At 42.8% G+C, this 18,207-nt stretch carries 14 protein-coding genes and 1 pseudogene; 7 read left to right on the top strand and 8 right to left on the bottom strand.

Annotated features, from left to right (window positions below; translation table 11 throughout):
• Window positions 1-150: 150 nt before the first annotated feature.
• The gene (locus IM473_RS15120) at window positions 151-1,068 is read left to right on the top strand and encodes a hypothetical protein (protein WP_287660359.1); all 918 of its coding nucleotides are present in this window, start codon (window positions 151-153) and stop codon (window positions 1,066-1,068) included.
• 54 nt (window positions 1,069-1,122) lie between these two features.
• Here IM473_RS15120 and IM473_RS15115 read toward each other — a convergent pair whose 3' ends face one another.
• The 5 genes and pseudogenes from IM473_RS15115 to IM473_RS15095 form a co-directional block, all read right to left on the bottom strand.
• A complete protein-coding gene (locus tag IM473_RS15115) occupies window positions 1,123-2,211 on the bottom strand; it encodes a DNA methyltransferase (RefSeq protein WP_287660358.1) in 1,089 nt (362 codons plus the stop codon).
• 108 nt (window positions 2,212-2,319) lie between these two features.
• Window positions 2,320-2,433 (bottom strand): annotated as a pseudogene (locus IM473_RS15110) (DUF29 family protein); the annotation flags it as partial.
• 55 nt (window positions 2,434-2,488) lie between these two features.
• Window positions 2,489-3,301, bottom strand: coding sequence for a C-phycocyanin alpha-cysteine-84 phycocyanobilin lyase subunit CpcE (gene cpcE, locus IM473_RS15105; RefSeq protein ID WP_287660357.1), 813 nt, complete (start codon window positions 3,299-3,301; stop codon window positions 2,489-2,491).
• A gap of 306 nt (window positions 3,302-3,607) precedes the next feature.
• A complete protein-coding gene (pyk, locus tag IM473_RS15100) occupies window positions 3,608-5,383 on the bottom strand; it encodes a pyruvate kinase (RefSeq protein WP_272080162.1) in 1,776 nt (591 codons plus the stop codon).
• Between the two features lie 151 nt (window positions 5,384-5,534).
• Entirely contained in the window at window positions 5,535-7,229 is a 1,695-nt protein-coding gene (locus IM473_RS15095; protein ID WP_287660356.1) for an iron uptake porin, read from the bottom strand.
• 690 nt (window positions 7,230-7,919) lie between these two features.
• Between IM473_RS15095 and IM473_RS15090 the strand changes: the two genes are divergently transcribed.
• From IM473_RS15090 to IM473_RS15080, 3 genes are read left to right on the top strand one after another with little or no spacing between them, the layout of a single operon-like run.
• The gene (locus IM473_RS15090; protein ID WP_287660355.1) at window positions 7,920-8,735 is read left to right on the top strand and encodes a Ycf66 family protein; all 816 of its coding nucleotides are present in this window, start codon (window positions 7,920-7,922) and stop codon (window positions 8,733-8,735) included.
• 12 nt (window positions 8,736-8,747) lie between these two features.
• A complete protein-coding gene (locus IM473_RS15085) occupies window positions 8,748-9,284 on the top strand; it encodes a TolB family protein (RefSeq protein ID WP_002732502.1) in 537 nt (178 codons plus the stop codon).
• Window positions 9,281-9,799, top strand: coding sequence for a TolB family protein (locus IM473_RS15080; RefSeq protein WP_287660354.1), 519 nt, complete (start codon window positions 9,281-9,283; stop codon window positions 9,797-9,799). Before IM473_RS15085 ends, IM473_RS15080 begins: the two co-directional genes overlap by 4 nt.
• A 255-nt stretch (window positions 9,800-10,054) precedes the next feature.
• On the opposite strand, the gene IM473_RS15075 is transcribed toward IM473_RS15080, so the two are convergent.
• Both IM473_RS15075 and IM473_RS15070 read right to left on the bottom strand, forming a co-directional pair.
• Window positions 10,055-11,152, bottom strand: coding sequence for a patatin-like phospholipase family protein (locus tag IM473_RS15075; protein ID WP_287660353.1), 1,098 nt, complete (start codon window positions 11,150-11,152; stop codon window positions 10,055-10,057).
• Between the two features lie 272 nt (window positions 11,153-11,424).
• Window positions 11,425-12,714, bottom strand: a complete 1,290-nt coding sequence (locus tag IM473_RS15070; protein ID WP_002784562.1) for a glucose-1-phosphate adenylyltransferase — start codon at window positions 12,712-12,714, stop codon at window positions 11,425-11,427.
• 206 nt (window positions 12,715-12,920) lie between these two features.
• Between IM473_RS15070 and IM473_RS15065 the strand changes: the two genes are divergently transcribed.
• From IM473_RS15065 to IM473_RS15055, 3 genes are all read left to right on the top strand, one after another.
• Window positions 12,921-14,285 (top strand): collagen-like protein, encoded by a 1,365-nt coding sequence (locus tag IM473_RS15065; RefSeq protein WP_287660361.1) that lies wholly within the window; start codon window positions 12,921-12,923, stop codon window positions 14,283-14,285.
• A 426-nt stretch (window positions 14,286-14,711) separates the two neighbouring features.
• Window positions 14,712-15,707 (top strand): tRNA dihydrouridine(20/20a) synthase DusA, encoded by a 996-nt coding sequence (gene dusA, locus IM473_RS15060; RefSeq protein WP_287660360.1) that lies wholly within the window; start codon window positions 14,712-14,714, stop codon window positions 15,705-15,707.
• A 15-nt stretch (window positions 15,708-15,722) separates the two neighbouring features.
• Window positions 15,723-16,535: a DUF362 domain-containing protein gene (locus tag IM473_RS15055; protein WP_287660352.1), complete on the top strand. Its 813-nt coding sequence runs from the start codon at window positions 15,723-15,725 to the stop codon at window positions 16,533-16,535.
• Between the two features lie 745 nt (window positions 16,536-17,280).
• Here the strand turns inward: IM473_RS15055 and IM473_RS15050 are convergent.
• Complete coding sequence (locus IM473_RS15050; RefSeq protein ID WP_287660351.1) at window positions 17,281-18,012, bottom strand: hypothetical protein; 732 nt, start codon at window positions 18,010-18,012, stop codon at window positions 17,281-17,283.
• Window positions 18,013-18,207 lie beyond the last annotated feature (195 nt).

Here is an 18,207-nt window from a genome sequence, read left to right as displayed (position 1 = left end):
TCGGGCTACATCAAATGTTCCAAAAAAATATAGAAGAGCTAATGCAAATTAGCCGCTATCGGTTGAAGGATTACATCAAAGGACAAAGAGCGATATCGCTTGCCCTATCTACCTTCTAGCTCGCTTGTCCCCCTCTCAGGGGGAAGGGTTATGAATACAGAAGATGTTATTAGCCTGGCATCGCAATATCTAGATGATTTGTCTGGACATAGATTTGACCTATTAGACATTGCTAGACCAATATCGGTTGCTGCAGCAGTTAATTTAGCCAAAGTAATTTCAAAGCTATCACCACTATTGGGAAATCTGATTGAATTTAACACTGTTGAGTTTTTGAATAAGCAGGAAATATTTGCGCCGTTTGGTGAATGGAAAAGGCAAGATCCAGGATTTCCTGATACTGTCTTCATGGGTAGCATCCAGCCTACCCCGGGATTAGAAATAAAAGCATGGTTCCCATTAGCTACTGAAATAACAGCCCGTTTCAAAGATAGTCAAAATCATTTTCAGTTTGATCAAACCTACGTTTCTCTAATAGCTTGGCTGCCTGAAGCGGTAATTTATGGCAAACCCAAGATTCTAGATGTATGCGTTGTCTCTGGCTTTTCAGTGGCTAAAGCGAGAGATGATCATTATCATAATCCTCCTGATTACCTTGTTCTAGAACCCGAAGATACAACCCAAAGGAGAGCAAATTTGCAACAAACAAATACTAATGGATACAAATTTCAAGGGACGGACAAAGAACTATTTCAAGCTGAAGAAATAGTTAATTCTTGGGGAAATGATGGCAGGCTTTATAAGCCGACACAAGAGTATCAAATGCTCTTGCGGGAACTGATCACTCGCTTCAAATATAGATTAGACACTAATTTTGCCAAAATGGACAGGATTTTACATCCAGGAATTGAGGATTTTAAAAAGCGTGTTTATCGAACACAGTTCTCTGGAATGAAAGTTGGACAGTGGAACAGGCTTTTAGCTAGTCGTCGAGAGGAGTTAATTAAATCTGCTTTAAGAGAACACCTTGGCATCAAAGAAGGGAACATTGATGAACTACTTGACTAAACCTTTTGACTCCATAATAGAAATAAGTTTCGTCTTTAAGAGAACACCTTGGCATCAAAGAAGGGAACATTGATGAACTACTTGACTAAACCTTTTGACTCCATAATAGAAATAAGTTTCGTCAATTTCACAAGCGAAAGCTTTTCGATTCAGGATATTGGCAGCTAAAGAGGCACTGAAAAGCCCCCCAAATGGTTCCCAAACCACATCCTGTTCCTCACTTGAAGCTGCAATAATTAATTTCATCAGATCCAGTGGCTTTTGATTTAAGTGAACAGCTTTACCATCCTTAGACTTAATTCGTTCATCATCGCGCAAAGCTGAACGATCCCAAACATTTGTAAAACCATGAGGGCAATTAAATTTAGAGCGCATCTTCTCCCACTCTTTACCTGTTAAAGGACGCTGGCCATTTTTAGAAAAATAGGGTTTTCCCTCTGGGTTTCCGTGTTCGTTGGCATAGAAAACTAATTTTTCAAACATTTCGGGCGGGGGAAAATACCATAAATGTCCTTGGTCAAAATATTTTCTTGTTGCCGCATCTGCGACACCACAAGCTAAATTAGCTTGACGCAAAGGTAAGCCTGATCTTAACCATTCCTTTCGGAGCCATTCTTTAAGTGTTAAGTCAGCAATTTTGACTTCTCTAACGTATTGGACACAAACCTCTGTCACCACTGGAAAACGCCTTATTTTCTCTGTGTTGACATTACCTGCAATATGACCTTTTCCTTTATTCCATATATTACAATTAACATATCGCCAGCCAAATTTCTCAAGTATTGGATGTACCACAGCCCAGCCAATTTCTGAGTTCCAAAACCAAAGAGTTGTATTTGGCAAGGCCAACTTAGACCAAGCTTCCACATGAGGTTCATACCATTCAGGTAGGTCAAGATGATCTGATGTATCACCTTCAAATCCTAAAAGACCGTAGCCTCCGTCTGAGATTATTACTATAGGTTGTTCCCAAGAATCATAATGTTCAATGCTATTACCAAGACTCAGACTAACACTGCTGTTATTCCAAGCTGAAAAAGCTAGTTTCTTAGTAAGTTGGACAGTTTTGCCACGCCCAACAGTGCTTGTTGCTTTATTCTTCTTTATACTTGGCAGACGATGGGAAGGCTCAGGTATATCCATGGATTTTTTTATCGTCTTATAAACAGTATGAATATCAATACTCTATCCTGTTTTAGGATATTTGGCTACCCCATAAACCAATGACCTAGAAACTTAGCCTGAGACTAGCAAACTTTCTATCTCCTCGATCAAGTTTTCCCAGTCAACTTCATCAAAGTTTTTTTGTTTTAACAGAGTGATTGTTTCGTTTAGCCACCTAACATAATCGGTTTGAATTAGCATAAAAACCTCTGGATTTTATGAGTTTGAATTTAGATAAAAAATAACCAATTATTAATTACAATAAACTATCCATTAAAGTGAGAATTTCGGAGATATTTTCGCCCCTAGAATTGTTTTTTAGATGGTTTTCTAAAAGTTCCTTGAGGGCAACCAGTTTCAGACTATTTTCCGCCAGAGTATTAGCGATCGCAGGAGCAGCCGGCAGATAACCCGTAGCACCTAAATCCATTAAAGCAGAACGACGCAGCTGTAATTCTTCCCCTTGCAAAGCCTTAATCAGAATATCGCCATAGTGGGGGTTAGTCGTGAGTTGATAGAGGGCGCGAGCAGCCGCATAACGCACTTTTTCGACGAAATGCTTTAAAAACGGTTCGATGAGGGGAATCGCTTCCCTCGCTTGCAGGGTTCCCAAGGCCTCGATAATCGCTTCGTAGGGTTGGACTAAATGGGGTTTTCCCGCCACTAAAACAGCCACTTCGATGCCGCCCTCTAATAGTTTCCTTAAAGGTGCGATCGCTTTTTGATCCTGAAGCATTTCCAATGCCTGGGCAGCGGATTCGCGCACATAATAATCTTCGCAGTCGAGACAGGCAATCAAGGCGGGAACACAACTGAGATCATCTAATTTCCCTAAAGCGCTGGCGGCATTGCGTCGCAGGGGATAACCGCCGTCGGGAGTGCGATCGCTTTCGTCCTCTAAAGCGGCAATTAACGCCGAAATCGCCTCCGGTTGACGAACACGAAATCTACCCAACCACCAAGCGGCATAATAACGCGCTCCTAGGTCTTCTCTTTGCTGGATATTAGCGATCGCTTGTTCAACAGTATAGGCCGGATTATCGACGGGAGGAGAGTAAGAATCGCTCATAGACAAGTGAAAATGGGTTTTGGGGAATTGTGAATTATGAATTATGAATTATAGACCTCTTGCAAAAATCAAAAATCTGACCTTAGGTGAGGAGTCTCCGAGCCAGTATTCAGGAGTCAGGAGAATTAAGAATGAGCATTAATCAATTAAATGCTCTATTTAGGGCTTTTATGCAATTTTATGTCTATTTTTCTCATTTTTGCACTCTCAAAAATTAATTATGCAAGAACTCTAATGAAGTGGGGAGCAGGGAGTAGGTAGAATAAATAAAAATAATCTCCTGACTACCGACTCCTGACGACCGACTCAGTTTTTCATAGTTGCCGCACCCTTGCCAATACCAGAATAAATTAAACCCCGTTGAGCATCGAGACTAATGATCACCCCTTCGCGGATAATTTTCGTGGCATCTTTAACCCCGACAATCACAGGAATACCCAATTTTAAACCGATAGTAGCGGCGTGATTATTCATCGCGGTATCCTCGGTGATAATTCCGCCAGCTTTCCGCATCATATCCACATATTCGGCGCTGGTGGTGGGAACGACTAAAATCTCCCCACTACTAAAACTACCCACTTCTCGGGCATTATGGGCTACTCGCGCCCGGCCACTAGCCACACCCTGGCCGATACCCGTACCTTTGCCTAAAAGGGATTTTACCACTTCCACCTTAATTAAATCCGTGGAACCGGCCACCCCTTGCAGAGTTCCCGCCGTCATCACCACTAAATCACCATCCGCGAGGAGGTTATTTTCCTGGGCAAGATTCATCGCCACTTGAAAAGTTTGGCTGGTGGAGGGTAAATCGAGTAATAACATCGGTTTTACGCCCCAAACTAGCTGTAACTGCTGTGCCACTTCTCGATGGGGAGTAACGGCTAAAATCGGGGTTTTGGGGCGAAATCGGGAGACATTACGGGCAGTAGAGCCGGTTTTTGTCAGGGTAATAATTGCCGCTGCCCCCAATTGTTCGGCAATTTGACTAACTGCCGAGGAAATAGCGTTAGGAATCGATTGTTTATTGTTAGAGCGAGCGGCACTATTGATCTGTTCCCGTTCGATCCTTTCGGCAATGCGGGCCATGGTTGCCACTGCTTCGATGGGATAATGACCCACAGCCGTTTCATTGGAAAGCATGACCGCATCAGTGCCATCTAAAATCGCATTAGCCACGTCCGAAACCTCGGCGCGGGTGGGACGAGGATTACTGGCCATACTGTCAAGCATTTGAGTGGCGGTGATAATCGGGATGCCTAGCTGATTAGCGGTATTAATCAGGCGTTTTTGCAGGATTGGCACGTCTTCGGCTGGTAATTCTACTCCTAAATCTCCCCTGGCCACCATAACACCATCACAGAGGGATAAAATTTCCTCCATTTCCTCGATCGCTTCGTGTTTTTCAATTTTAGCGATCACGGGGATAGATTTACCCGCACTGGCGATTAATTCTTTAATTTCGAGGATATCTTGGGGATTACGCACAAAACTAAGGGCGATCCAATCCACATCCCACAAAAGTCCGAACATTAAATCTTTTTTGTCCTTATCGGTTAACGCTTTCACCGACAGATAAACGTTGGGAAAATTCACCCCTTTATTACTAGATAAGACACCCCCAACCACCACGCGACAGGAAAGATCACCTTTCAAACGATCCACTGATTCCACCCGCATTTCGACTTTACCATCATCGAGGAGAATTCTCGAACCTTCTGGGACTTCTTGGGCGAGCGAGGGATAGCTAATGGAACTTATTTCCTGATTACATTCCACATCCCTAGAAGTAAGGATAAACGGTTCCCCCGGTTTCAGGGTAATCGACCCACAGGCAAATTTACCTAAACGAATTTTTGGCCCCTGTAGATCCTGAAGGATGCCAATCGGTTGATTGAGTTCAAAGGCTAACTGACGGATCAGGTTAATGCTGTGACGATGGTAATCGTGATCGCCATGGGAAAAGTTTAATCTAAATGTCGTCGCCCCCGCCTTGATCATCTGACGTAATGTTTCCTTATTTTGCGAGGCTGGACCAATCGTGGCCACAATTTTAGTGCGACGGGGGAAAGACAGAGAGTGCATAGATAAGCAACTAAATAGGCGAAGTAAATATAGCGGCGTTTGGGACGCTCCGATCATCTTCTCATAAATGGTTATACCCAGTGAAAAGTTAAAAGTAAAAAAACGGTGAGATCTATAAATCCCACCGTTTTACCAAGTCCGTCAACTCAGCTTAGAAACGGAAAGTTGTCCGGAGGACACCGACAAAAATGGTGTCGTTATTACGGTTGTTAGCGTTGAAGATCGCATAGGCACCGGGGGTAATCAGGATGTTTTTGGTGACTGGGAACTTATACTGAGCTTCCACCATGTAGGAAGTGCCATCTTCCTTGTCGGAACGGGGTACTTGACCACCACCGATGGACAGGGCCGCACCTTCGGCAAAGAGGTCGAGAACGGAGAGGTTAAGGTTCCAAGACCAGATACCAGTGTTATTGTCTCCGATCGCATTGTTAACGCCAGTGGCCGAAGCATCGGCGTAACCACCCCAGCCGGCTAGATTTAAGACTCCTGGGATAACTTGGGCGCTCGCCTGAAGACCGAAACGGTTAGCAGTAGTACCAACGTTACCAAAGGGACGCTCGGTGAGAGGGCTGCTGACGTTACCGAATAAACCAGAACTCATACTGGCTGCAGTTTGATAACTGTGAACGTAAACGAAGTTAATATCGGCAAATTTGATGAAGGAGAAACCAACCTGAGCACCCGCACTGTAGGAACCGTTAAATAAACCGCTACCAGGGTTAGGATTGCTGGCACCATTAGTCCCACCATCAGCTAGGTAGGTTCCTGTGACTTGGAAAACATCGCCAATGTTGAATCTGACCCCAGCACCAACACCCGAAGGACCACGGAAAACGATGTTATTGTAGCGTTGACCGCGGGATAAAGCACCTGTACCGCTATCGGCGAGGAAGGGGTTAGCAGTGATGAAAACGTCATCTAGGTTTAACTGGTTAGCACCAACCCAAATGGTGATGTTACCGAAGGGAGTGCCGATGGGAGCGCGGTAGAACAAGTCATCAATGGTGACATCGTTATCACGACCATCATCGTATGCCAGACGGGTCATGTTGGTTCTCGTCGGTCCGTTTTGGTTGAAAGTGGTATTAAAGTTACCCGCTTGTAAACGGGTTCTTAACAAATCTTTACCAGTGAAGCTGGTTTCAAAGTTGAGTCGTACCCGATTATTAAATACTGCTTGGGTCTGATCTTGATTGCTGCCCTCAGTCACCGTACCGTTGGTATTGGTAATGGAAGCTTGACCCCCCCAGCTATCGGCGATACTGAAGATGACCTCGCCTCTGAGTTTGGTGGTGGTGGAAAATTGGTTATTTTCCAAGAAAGCAACGCGCTGTTCAAGGTTATCTACTCTAGCCCCTAAAGCCGCTAGTTCGGTCTCAAATTCTTGAACAAGACGTTTTAATTTATCGATATCTTCTCTGAGTACACCGACACCATCTTGAATTAAACGTTCCATGACGTTTAAACAAGCGTTTAAACCTGCGGCAAATTCCCAACGAGTGGTGGCGCGATCACCACGGAAGGTACGGTCGGGATAACCCACGATACAACCGTAACGTTCCACAAGACTTCTTAATGCCTCGTAGGCCCAAGCGGTGGGAGATACGTCCCGCAGTTGGTTAACGCTAGTCACCTGGGACATGGAACCCTGATAAACACCCGTATTAATCTGCTGACTATTTTGGGCGCGTTGAATGCGATCGAGTTGTTGTTGCGCTACTGGATCAACCTTGAGTTGGGGTGTACCAGGCATAGTTTGAGCCACTGCGCTGCCAGCAGCCGCCACGGAAGCACCTAATACTAAAGGAGTTACCTTTACTAAATTCTTGAATAGTTTTGACATGGGTCAATCCTCACACCTTATTCTATGGATTGAATGGACTATGAATACAAACAGACTATATGTTTAGCCTGAATTATAATCACATTCTATGCTAATTCCCTCTTGTCTAGGTTAAGTTAATTTTATGATATGACAGAAAAATTTCTGTCTGATCTTATTAAGATTAGGACTTACGCACTTTACAAATTAACCATGATGTGCATTAATGAAAATCCCTCCTTTCAGACTTTCGGCGATTAACTTCCCAACAATAGCGATCGCTCAAAAGTGATCAAGAAATCACGTTAAAATGCCCGAAACCTACATATCACATTTAGTCAATCCTGTCAATGGGCAATTCCTAAAGATTTTGTTAAAATCTCAGCCTTATCAGTTATCAGATGTGAGTTTTCAGTTCACTGTTTACTGTTCACTGTTCACTGATAAAATCTCCCCACTTCCCTACTTCCCCCCGCAACGCGCACGAAGTGGTCTCCCCACTTTACCACTTCCCCACTTTCCTAACAATAGTTGTTTAAACTAGGCTCGATCGAGTAAGTTAGAATCGAGGATGATAGATATAGTGCTAGACTTCGGGGTTAGAATATAGCTCGACTCTAGAAGTTAAAAACAGCAAGATTGCTGCTGAAAGCTGACGGCTATAGATAAAGACTCGATTCTTGAATTTAAGCACCGAGAAGGGAGATAAAGATGGTCAATTTTGGGCTGAATTCGGCCAGTATCTTAGGAATTTTTCTGGCAGTGGCCGGAGCGGGATTATACTTCCTGCGCTCGGTGCGGCCGGAACTTTCCAGGGATCATGATATATTTTTTGCCGCCGTTGGTTTACTGTGCGGTTTGATTCTACTTTTTCAAGGGTGGCGACTGGATCCGATTTTGCAATTCGGACAATTTTTGCTGACCGGGGCAGCGGTGTTTTTTGCCTTCGAGACGGTAAAATTGCGGGGTTTAACCACGGAACAGGCCCGCCGCGGCACGTCTTTTGTGGATGAACGTCCTGTGAGTCGGGAATATCAGGCCGAATTAGAACCCCTCGACACCTACGAACCGGAGGAACGTTACGAAGATAATCCCCGTTTACGCGGTTACGAGGATCCCCGCTCTTCCCGCACTTCTAGTTATCAGGACGAGGAACCCCGCAGCACCCGCACCCGTCGGCCAGCCGATACCAGCAGTCGCAAAACGACTAATCGTCGTCCCCGCAATAGTTCTCCCACTAGCGATCGAGATGTTTATGATCAGCGCCGTAGCGGTGATGATTGGGAAGAAACCAGTCCCCGTCCCCGTCGTCGTCCCGCTAGTGAAGAGACGAGCAGTAAACCGCCCCGCACTAGCCAAAAACGTCGTCCTCGCCCAATAATTGAGGATGATCCGCCATTTAAAGGGGAATACGTCGATTATCAACCGATCGATCCTAGGGATACGAGCGATCAAGAAGATTGGCAGAGACCGGATAATAGTGAACGGGAGTCGAGTAATGATAATCCGACTAGGTTTGACTATTAAGGAGTAGGTCCGATGACCAAAGCTCCCTTTTTCCTGTTTATCTGCTTGTTTTTAGGGGTTATAGGCGGTTGTAATCTCAATAACCCCGGTTTATCTACAGGAACCCTAAATAGTCGCTATAATGACGAAAAACCTGCCCTCAGCGGTGATGGTCGTTGGCTGGCTTTGCTGTCTAATCGTCGCGGTAGTAATCAGATACTGCTTTATGATTTGCAGACAAAACAATATCAGACCCTAGGGGGATTATATACGGGTCAAGAAATTACCGATAGCCCTAGTTTAAGCCAAACGGGGCGTTATCTGGCTTATGTGGTGATTATTGAGGGTCGTCCCGTCATCGCTTTATATGATCGCATTACCGATCGCTCTGAGTTATTGAGTCAAAATTATCGCGGTTGGTTGCGAAATCCCCGTCTTAGTCCCGATGGTCGTTATCTTGTCTTCGAGTCCGCTCGTCGGGGACAATGGGATGTGGAGGTTCTCGATCGCGGTCCGAATATCGAGTTAGATATTGCCGATGGCAGTCCCGTTGAAAGTCCCAAACCGTGAAACGTTATTTTTTTATTAGTCTTGTTGCTGTAACTAGTTTGTTAACTGGATGTGCGGGTTATCCCAGTTTATTGTCTTTTCCTTTCGATCAAGGGGGGAGAAGTTTAAACAGTGCTGCTAGTGAATTAACTCCCTATCTTGCCTCTCGCTATCTAGTTTTTGCTTCCGATCGCAATGGTTCCCAAGCTATCTATCTTTTTGATGCTATCGATCGCCGTTTACTGCCTTTACCCGGACTAAATTCTCTCGATCAGATCGCTTCTAGTCCTTCCATTAGTGAAGATGGTCGTTATATCGTTTTTACTGCTAGTCGTCAGGGAAAAACGGCTATTTATCTGTATGATCGACAAACTCAACAGAGAAGGGAAATTGCTCCCGATCTGCTCGCGGAAGTACGCAATCCGATCATCAGTGCCGATGGTTCTAAAGTGGCTTTTGAAGCGGCAAAAAATGGGCAATGGGATATTATGATTTACGATCTATCTGGACGGGTATTAATCAATGAAAATCAGTGATTATTAAGTAATAGGACAAAATTAACTTCTTAGTTAGGAAAGGCACTCATGCAAAAGGCAAAAGGTAGTTAGATATGTATAATTAATTGTGTCTAGCTACTTATCACCGCCACCGGGAAGAACTTTTTTAGCAAACCCTAAGCTAAGATGTATTTAAACCGCTTATTCTTAGGTTAGCCGAATCTCCCCCAATCCCTTTACTATTGCCTCTTGCCTCTTGCCTCGTTTCAACAAGCAATTTAAATTACGAACAGTTTATCTTAAACCCATAGCTTTTAGTCGATGTTCTAGAAATTGTTTTCCCTGTTTTTCCCCGTCAGCGATCAGACGCTGAATATTGGCGGGAGAGCGATCAAGTTTACTTTCATAGTTGAGACTATTGGCTAATTCCGCCGACATTTCGATCATAGGAATATGGTAATCTTGATCGGGATCTTCCGGGAAAGATTTAGGAATTTTAAATGGTTCTTTTAATTCGATCTCGCGCAAGAATTCCTCTTTAAAGGCTCCTTTAAGAAATAATTGATTGAGAAAGTCAATCTGATCGAGACTTTGAAATAGGGAAACATTGCCTTCTAATTCATTGCGGCGATCAGCAATATCATCGGATTGCACGGGGATCTTATCTCTAGAGGTGGGATTAATTTTAATTACCCAAATTTCATCGGGAATATTTTCGACTCCGACAAATTCACGGCGAATTAAAGAACGGATGGGGGGATTATCGGAAAATAGTCCATCCCAGTAGGCCATAGTTTCAATGGTGACAGCAGGAAAAATGTTAGGAACACAGGCAGAAGCTAGGATATGTTCAATTTTAACCGCTTCCTCGCGCGAGTTAAATTTACTTAATTTTCCTGTCAGGACATTACAGGCCCCCATTAATAAAATTGGCGGTTCGGGTTTAGCTCCCCAAGTGGCTAATTCAGAGAAATCAATATGCGCTCTTAGTAACTGATCAAAGTTGGTAAAGCGACTGCGTAAACCGTAGGTAGCTAGGGAAAATAAGGTTTTAGTAATCGGAGAGTAAGGACTGAGATTATACTGGGGAATTAATCCTTTGCTGGCTAATTCTAGGGTTTTAATGGCTGAGTCATTAAATAGTTGTTCTTGGGGAGTTCGAGCGCTATTATCTTCCCAAAAATCAATCATTCTTTTCCAAACGATGCTATCACCTTTTTTGAGAGCATACCAGGTGAAAAAGGCACAGATAGCACCGCCAGAAGTACCACTGAGACTGACAATATTAAAGTAATCTTCCACTTTATTGTCAAATAATGCTTTTAATGCACCGGCAGTAAAAGCAGTTTGACTGCCGCCTCCCTGACAAGCGATCGCAATTTTGGCTTTCATAAATATCCTTTGAATGGCTTATATCTAAGCCCTAGGCTTTTAATTTAAGGTTAATTGAAAACCTAGAATCGGATGCAAAAATATAGAAATTTTTCTGATTTTCAGAGGAGCTGCTCGGGAGATTTTGCTATCACTTCTAGAAAAGGATAGGATTTCAAGGGAATTGTCTAGGTAATTAGCTGAAGCCATCAGCCTGCGGCTATATTCAAGCGATAATAACTAGAAAAATGGAAAAACTGATAACTGATAACTGATAACTGATAACTGATAGATTAAATTACTGTCCCGTCGGGAATAGTGGCATTTTTGAAAATAACCACGATGCCGCTGCGAACATAGAAACCTAAATCTTCGCGATTAGCTTCTTCCACACGATCTTTGTTAACAATTAAAACATTGGAACCAATGCGAGCATTTTTGTCCACAATTGCCCGACGAATAGTGGAACCAGGGCCGATACCCACGGGAATTTTGGCATTTCCGATCAGACTTTCCCGTTCGGGGAAAGACTCATAAAAGTCGGCTCCCATCAGCATTGTATCCTCGATCGTGCAGTCTTTGCCGACTCGACTACGAATACCTAAAATCGAGTGATGGATGCGACATTCTTTGAGAATACAACCTTCAGAAATCATCGATTCTGTCACCGTACAATTGAGCATTTTTGTTGGTGGCAGATAGCGAGAACGGGTATAGATGGGGGCTTTTTCGTCGTAGAAACTAAAGGCGGGATTTGGTTGTTGGGTCAAGGCGAGATTAGACTCATAAAAGGCTTCAATCGTGCCGATATCTTCCCAGTAACCCTTAAATAAATAAGCCTGAAGATTGTAGTCTTTAGCCGCCGAGGGAATAATTTCCTTGCCGAAATCGGTCTGTTCTTTATTGGCATCGAGCAGATCGATTAAAACATTCTTTTTAAAGACATAAATTCCCATGGAAGCGATGTAGGGACTTTGACGGGCTTGGTCAGGACTTAAGCCTAAAATCGTCGTATCTACCCGCATTCTTTCCAATTCTGCCCCTTTGGGTTTCTCATAAAAATCGACAATTCGCCCCGAATCATTAATTTTCATCACCCCAAAAGCGGAGGCGCGACGTTCATCGATGGGAACTACCGATAAAGTGATATCGGCGTTGGTTTCCCGATGGCGTTCGATGAACTTGCTGTAGTCCATGCGATAGAGATGATCTCCCGAGAGAATTAGATATTCATCGATATCCCAATCCTTCATCGTCCAGATATATTGTCGTACTGCGTCGGCCGTGCCTTGGAACCATTGAGGATTTTCCATGGTTTGTTGAGCCGCCAAAACTTCCACGAAACCATCACTAAAACCCGTAAAATTGTAGGTACGATTGAGGTGACGATTGAGGGAAGCGGAGTTAAATTGCGTCAACACATAGATTTTGTCAATCTGGGAGTTAATACAATTGCTGACGGGAATATCGATTAAGCGATATTTTCCCGCTAGGGGGACGGCAGGTTTTGCCCGCAGTTTCGTTAACGGATAAAGGCGAGTTCCGGCCCCGCCACCCAAGATAATAGCTAATACTTTTTTCACGCGCGTAACCCTCGCGATTGGCTGTTTCCTTCTCAAAGTAAGTGTAGGATGATAGCGCACCTTATTGATAGAGGGGAAACAAAAATCTAGATCCAAAAGTCATCAAGAGGGAATTGATCGGAGTCTTTGCGGATAAATTCGCTAAAATCATGAATTTTTGGGCTAAATCATTAATATTCACCTTTTTTCTCCCTTTACCGTACCTAATGCCCGCCACGGTGATGGGCGATCGCTGTTCTTGGTTAGCCCAAGGTTCCGATGTACAGACTTTCGGTAAACAGGGCCAAAGCGGAAAAGATGGCAAGATCGGCGGCCAAGGCAAAAATAGTGACAGTTTAACCCTTTTTCTCGATGGTTCTCCCCTAAAACTCGATATTTCAGGACAAAAAGGGGTCGATGGTGAAAATGGCAGCAATGGCAGCGATGGCAACTGTAGCGGTCAACCGGGCAACGTAACACGAAATCTTCAGGCGGCCGGTGGTGGTAACGGTGGCAATGGGGGTAATGGGGGTGATGGGGGCAATGGCGGCGCTTTAACCCTCTATGCCACTAATTTAGATTTTTTAAGACAAGTAACGGTCAATGCGGCCGGAGGCGCTGGGGGTTTTGGGGGTCAAGGAGGTCAAGGGGGCAAGGGTTGTCGCTGTTCCCAACCTTTCTGGACAATTCAAACCTGTAGCGGTAGGCCAGGGGATGCCAATTATAGCTGTACCACCAGAGAATTTAGCTGTCAGGATGGTCTGGATGGGGCGACGGGTAATAGTGGTCGTAACGGTCGCGAGGGTCGTTTAGGACAGTTAACTTTAATTCAAATCGATCGCCCTTTAACTGCCGATCAACCGAGCGCAACTGTTCCCCTGTCGGAGTTAAAAGAACGGGGTTATATTCTATCTAAAAATACTTGGGAAACTCGCACTGGGGCAATGTCTTTATTTGCCCCCGGTTCCCTGATCGATGATCAATTTCGAATTTTATTAGATCGATCGGAACGTTCTTTTATTTTAATTTGGAATGCGCCTCAAGAGTTTAACCGGTTTACTAATCAGCGTTTTACTTTAACCCTCGATGATCAAAAGGAAATGAGGGTAACTGTCCCCAGTGAACTCTGGATCGAGGGAACCACTCAAAAACGCAATAATGTTACGGAATTTGTCGTTTATAATGCTGTTTTTGAACGAGATGTTACCCGATTAGAAGCAAAAGGTATTACAGGAAATGGTACTGATTTAAGGCTTTTTCTCGAAGATAAAGCTTCTCAATCAAATTTAATCGGCACTAAATTTAAACTGCGTTATCGCGTCACTCGTTGGCAAGCAGATGACCTGCAAACCAGTCCCAGAACCGATTTTGTCACTCGCTATGAAGGAGATATGCCTGCTAATTTGATCCGACAGGAGGGCAATCAATTTATTCTGGATATCGGTCAATTACCCTTACCTGTGGAATCTTTGCGATCGGGTACGGGGATAGAAATTGAGTTACTTGCTAGTCGTTCTTTTGCCGGTTATTCCAAAGAACAAAAAATCGTCATCCGCGACACGATTAAAGGGGCAAATATCCCACGGAGATAAGTCAAAAAAGTCCCCTTGTCCTTTCTCCGGTGCAGTCTTAACCAGTAATTTAAGTAGCTGGTTATAATTAAATTAAAAATGGATTTTGCCTTTAATCCCCCCTTGATCCCCCCTTGATAAGGGGGGTGCCGATAGGCGGGGGGATCCCCCCTTAATCCCCCCTTGATAAGGGGGGTGTCTGACAACTTTTAACGCCTACCTACTTAGATAGTCAACTTACCAAAAGGCTCTAAAATATCTTGAGAGGAAGACTGGTTATAGCGGTAAGCGCTTGAGTGAGATACAGACCAAGCCTTGCCTAGCATGGTTTATAGCTCGTGACACTGTACTTCATACGACTGCACACCGCTATATTCTCTGGGTTTCCCCAGAGAATGTCCCGATCAGCAATCAATGGCTACCCTCAAGGAGAAAATCAAGGGAAAGATGGGCAATATTTTAAGTGTGGCGCCGATGATGGATTATACCGATCGCCATTTTCGCTATTTTTTGCGACAAATTAGCCGTCGTCCCCTTCTCTACACGGAAATGATCACGACGATGGCAATTAAACACGGTGATCGCGATAAGTTGCTGGGGTTCTCCCTAGCAGAAAAACCTCTAGCTTTGCAGTTAGGGGGTGATAATCCCTATCTTTTGGCAGAATGTGCTAAAATAGCCGAAGATATGGGTTATGACGAGGTAAATCTCAATGTGGGTTGTCCTAGTTCCAGGGTAAAAGAGGGCAATTTCGGCGCTTGTTTGATGGCTAACCCGGAATTAGTCGCTAGGGGAATATCGGCAATGAATCAAGCTGTATCGATTCCCGTGACTGTAAAACAGAGAATTGGCATTGATCATCAGGATAGTTACGAAAATATGGCGAATTTTGTCCGTATTGTTGCGGATGCGGGTTGTCAACGTTTTACCATCCATGCGCGTAAAGCTTGGTTACAGGGATTAAGTCCCAAGGAAAATCGCACCGTTCCCCCTTTACGTTACGATGATGTTTATCGCCTAAAAAATCAGTTTCCCCATTTGTTTATTGAAATTAATGGCGGTATCATTAATTTAGAACAGGCTAGACAACATTTACAATTAGTAGATGCGGTCATGATCGGTCGGGCAGCCTACGATAATCCCTATTTATTTGCCACAGTCGATCGAGATTTTTATGGGGAATCGGTTACTCCTCCTACCCGGGAAGAAGTAATCAAAAAAATGCTTCCCTACATCGATGAATGGGTGAGTAAAGGTTATAAATTACACCAGATCAGCAAACATCTTTTACAGCTTTTTGCCGGTCAGCCCGGAACTAAGGCTTGGAAGCGTTATATTAGTGAAAATAGCCATTTTCCTGGGGCCGATTCCAGGGTAATCTGGCAAGCTTTACAGCAGGTAAACTCCCTAAATGATCTGGCTAATCTGTCAGCTTCCCATTGATTTATTTTCCTTTCTATGATTACCCAATCCTCAATTACTGCTGGGGTAAAAAATTCAGCTATGGCGGATTTTGTTTATCAACCTCCCCAGGCAGCTATCACAGCTAAACGTATTTTAATTAAACCTAATTTAGGTTATCCTGTGCCACCACCAGTAACGGTTAGTCTGCCGGTATTAAGTCAAGTTTTGCGGGGATTGAGAGGGGTAAATCCTGGGGCAGAAATCATTTTATTAGAGGGAGTTTGTTCGGCTATTTCTTTGAGAGAAATTATCGATATTTTGGGTGTAAAATCTATTCTCGATCCTGGAATAACTATTCTTGATGCTGATAGTTTACCACAGCAAGAATATCCGAATCTTTCCCCTTCTCCTGTCCGTTTTCCCTCGATGTTTGCCCCTAAAATTATCGAAGAAGTGGATTGTCGGATCACGATTGGAACCTTAAAACGCACCCATTTAAAGGATAAACCCTTGATTTCTGCTTCTTTAAAAAATCTCTATGGACTCTTTCCCCGTAGTCATTATAAAGCCCGTAGTCCTAACTCGCGGGGGCAATTACATCGCCCCTCCGTACCGCTAATTTTACAGGATGTTTATTTTTGTATCGGTCATCTTTTTGATGGGGCAGTGGTGGACGCTAATCTCAAATATTTTAGTAGTAATTGGCGACCGGATCGAGGAAAATCTATTCCTCTCGGTCAAGTGTTTTGGGGTGATGATATGATTAGCGTGGATCGCAGTGCTTGCCTGTTAGGTGATGAACCGATGCCGAGTTATTTAAATGCGATCGATTTGCTTCGTTCTCAACTTTTAAACGGAACTAATTAGGGTTAATAATTCTTGTTTCGCTAGTCTTTCTGGTTGACCGTGGATTGCTTGTAAGCTAAACGGCGCTTAACCTGCATGATCCAATAGCTATAACCCTTTTGGAGTCTATATCGGTGATCCGAAGTAAAAGCCGTTTAGCTTATCACCTATCACCCATAGACAATAATTTATCAGGGGATAAGACCAATATTTCTGGTTTGCTGCGTTTTAAAACCTAGAGAAAGATGAAGGTAAATTAGGTTAGGGTAATCAGTAATCAGCTGCTGTTTGCTTAGATGTATTTTGGACAAAATGATTTCTGCCCTGTTTTAGGATCTATATCCAGAGGCATTCTATCAATTATTAATATAAACGGCTCTTCGGTTTGTGTTATGCAATGGACTGGGGTTATAGGGGATATAACCCTTATGTAGAAAGGCATTTGGCGATTTTTGTCAATTGTTTTTGATCTAAAGCGAACTCATCAATTAAGTCTCTTGCCAGATAAGGATTTAGTCAATTTATGCCCCCCTATCGAACCATACCAAGTAACGAAGAGCCATATAAACTGAATTAGCGATGATTCAAATCCCTACCATTTCATCATCTGAAAGCCTTATCTTTTTGTAAAAGTAGTGACAAAATTTCCTTGAGTAGAACTTATTTTCAGTTAATAATAGTTGTTTGCTAACAGGCTCTGAAAAAAAAATTATCACATCAATTAAGTAGTCAAATACTAAAAATTTAACACAAAACAAAATTTAATTTAATCTATGTAAGAAATAATAAAATTTTTGATGATAAAAGGAATGGCCACATAAATTTGATCATCTTGCTGTTCTAGAGAAATCATTAAGCGTCTTTTCAGAGATTGAAGATTATTAATTAATTCTTTTGAGGATAAAATATTAGGATGTTTTTTAATTTGATTCATTGATATTCTATCCGGCTGATTGGCGAGAAATTTAAGTAATTGAATTTCACTGGTAATTAGAAAACTTAATGTTTCTCGCAAAACATCTATTAAGTCATGATCAAAAAAGGGTTGTTCATAACTTAAAAACTCAGCAATATTTCCTGCAAATAAGTCTCGAATTAGACTGCTAATAATTTTTAAATAAAGTGGGTTTCCTTCGTAGATAGATATTAATTCTTCGTAATACTCTTTACCTTGTAAGCTATAATCATTGATAATATGTTTGCTCTCATTACCTAGTCCAGATAACTCTAGAATCATAGTATCATTAAGCTCACGAATATATTCACAACTGTTAATGATAATACAGCTTTGATATTGTGTTTGCGATAAAATTGTCAAGAGAATACTGTATTCTTCATATCCTTTTTTATAAGAACCTAAAGATTGAATTGGGGAGAAAACCCAATTGACATCGTCAAGAATAATAAGATAACGATGTTTCTTTAAAATCTCCTTAAATTGTGTTATTTTATCAGAGGAATCATTGTTATAATTATCAGAATCTAATTCATGAGACACGCTAATTATTTCTCTAATAAGTTGTGATAAGGTTGGCAAGGATTTAAGGCTTTTATCTGACAGGGGGACAAGCAAGCTGAAAAGCTTATGTAGCATGGAATACAGACACAGACTCCCAAAAAAGATAAGTCATATTTACTATATATGACCTAAATAACGAAAATGATAAGTGAACTATACCAGAAAGTCTTAGAG

The organism is Microcystis sp. M015S2 (assembly GCF_020245945.1).
Lineage (GTDB): Bacteria > Cyanobacteriota > Cyanobacteriia > Cyanobacteriales > Microcystaceae > Microcystis.
The sequence above is the reverse complement of the archived record's forward strand: the minus strand, read 5'-3'. Positions and strand labels throughout refer to the sequence as shown.

Coding starts and splice junctions, on each gene's coding strand:
- IM473_RS15090 (WP_287660355.1), top strand. CDS start 7,920: ATGGTCAATTTTGGGCTGAATTCGGCCAGTATCTTAGGAATTTTTCTG.
- IM473_RS15075 (WP_287660353.1), bottom strand. CDS start 11,152: ATGAAAGCCAAAATTGCGATCGCTTGTCAGGGAGGCGGCAGTCAAACT.
- IM473_RS15095 (WP_287660356.1), bottom strand. CDS start 7,229: ATGTCAAAACTATTCAAGAATTTAGTAAAGGTAACTCCTTTAGTATTA.
- IM473_RS15115 (WP_287660358.1), bottom strand. CDS start 2,211: ATGGATATACCTGAGCCTTCCCATCGTCTGCCAAGTATAAAGAAGAAT.
- IM473_RS15055 (WP_287660352.1), top strand. CDS start 15,723: ATGATTACCCAATCCTCAATTACTGCTGGGGTAAAAAATTCAGCTATG.
- dusA (WP_287660360.1), top strand. CDS start 14,712: ATGGGCAATATTTTAAGTGTGGCGCCGATGATGGATTATACCGATCGC.
- cpcE (WP_287660357.1), bottom strand. CDS start 3,301: ATGAGCGATTCTTACTCTCCTCCCGTCGATAATCCGGCCTATACTGTT.
- IM473_RS15120 (WP_287660359.1), top strand. CDS start 151: ATGAATACAGAAGATGTTATTAGCCTGGCATCGCAATATCTAGATGAT.
- pyk (WP_272080162.1), bottom strand. CDS start 5,383: ATGCACTCTCTGTCTTTCCCCCGTCGCACTAAAATTGTGGCCACGATT.
- IM473_RS15065 (WP_287660361.1), top strand. CDS start 12,921: ATGCCCGCCACGGTGATGGGCGATCGCTGTTCTTGGTTAGCCCAAGGT.
- IM473_RS15085 (WP_002732502.1), top strand. CDS start 8,748: ATGACCAAAGCTCCCTTTTTCCTGTTTATCTGCTTGTTTTTAGGGGTT.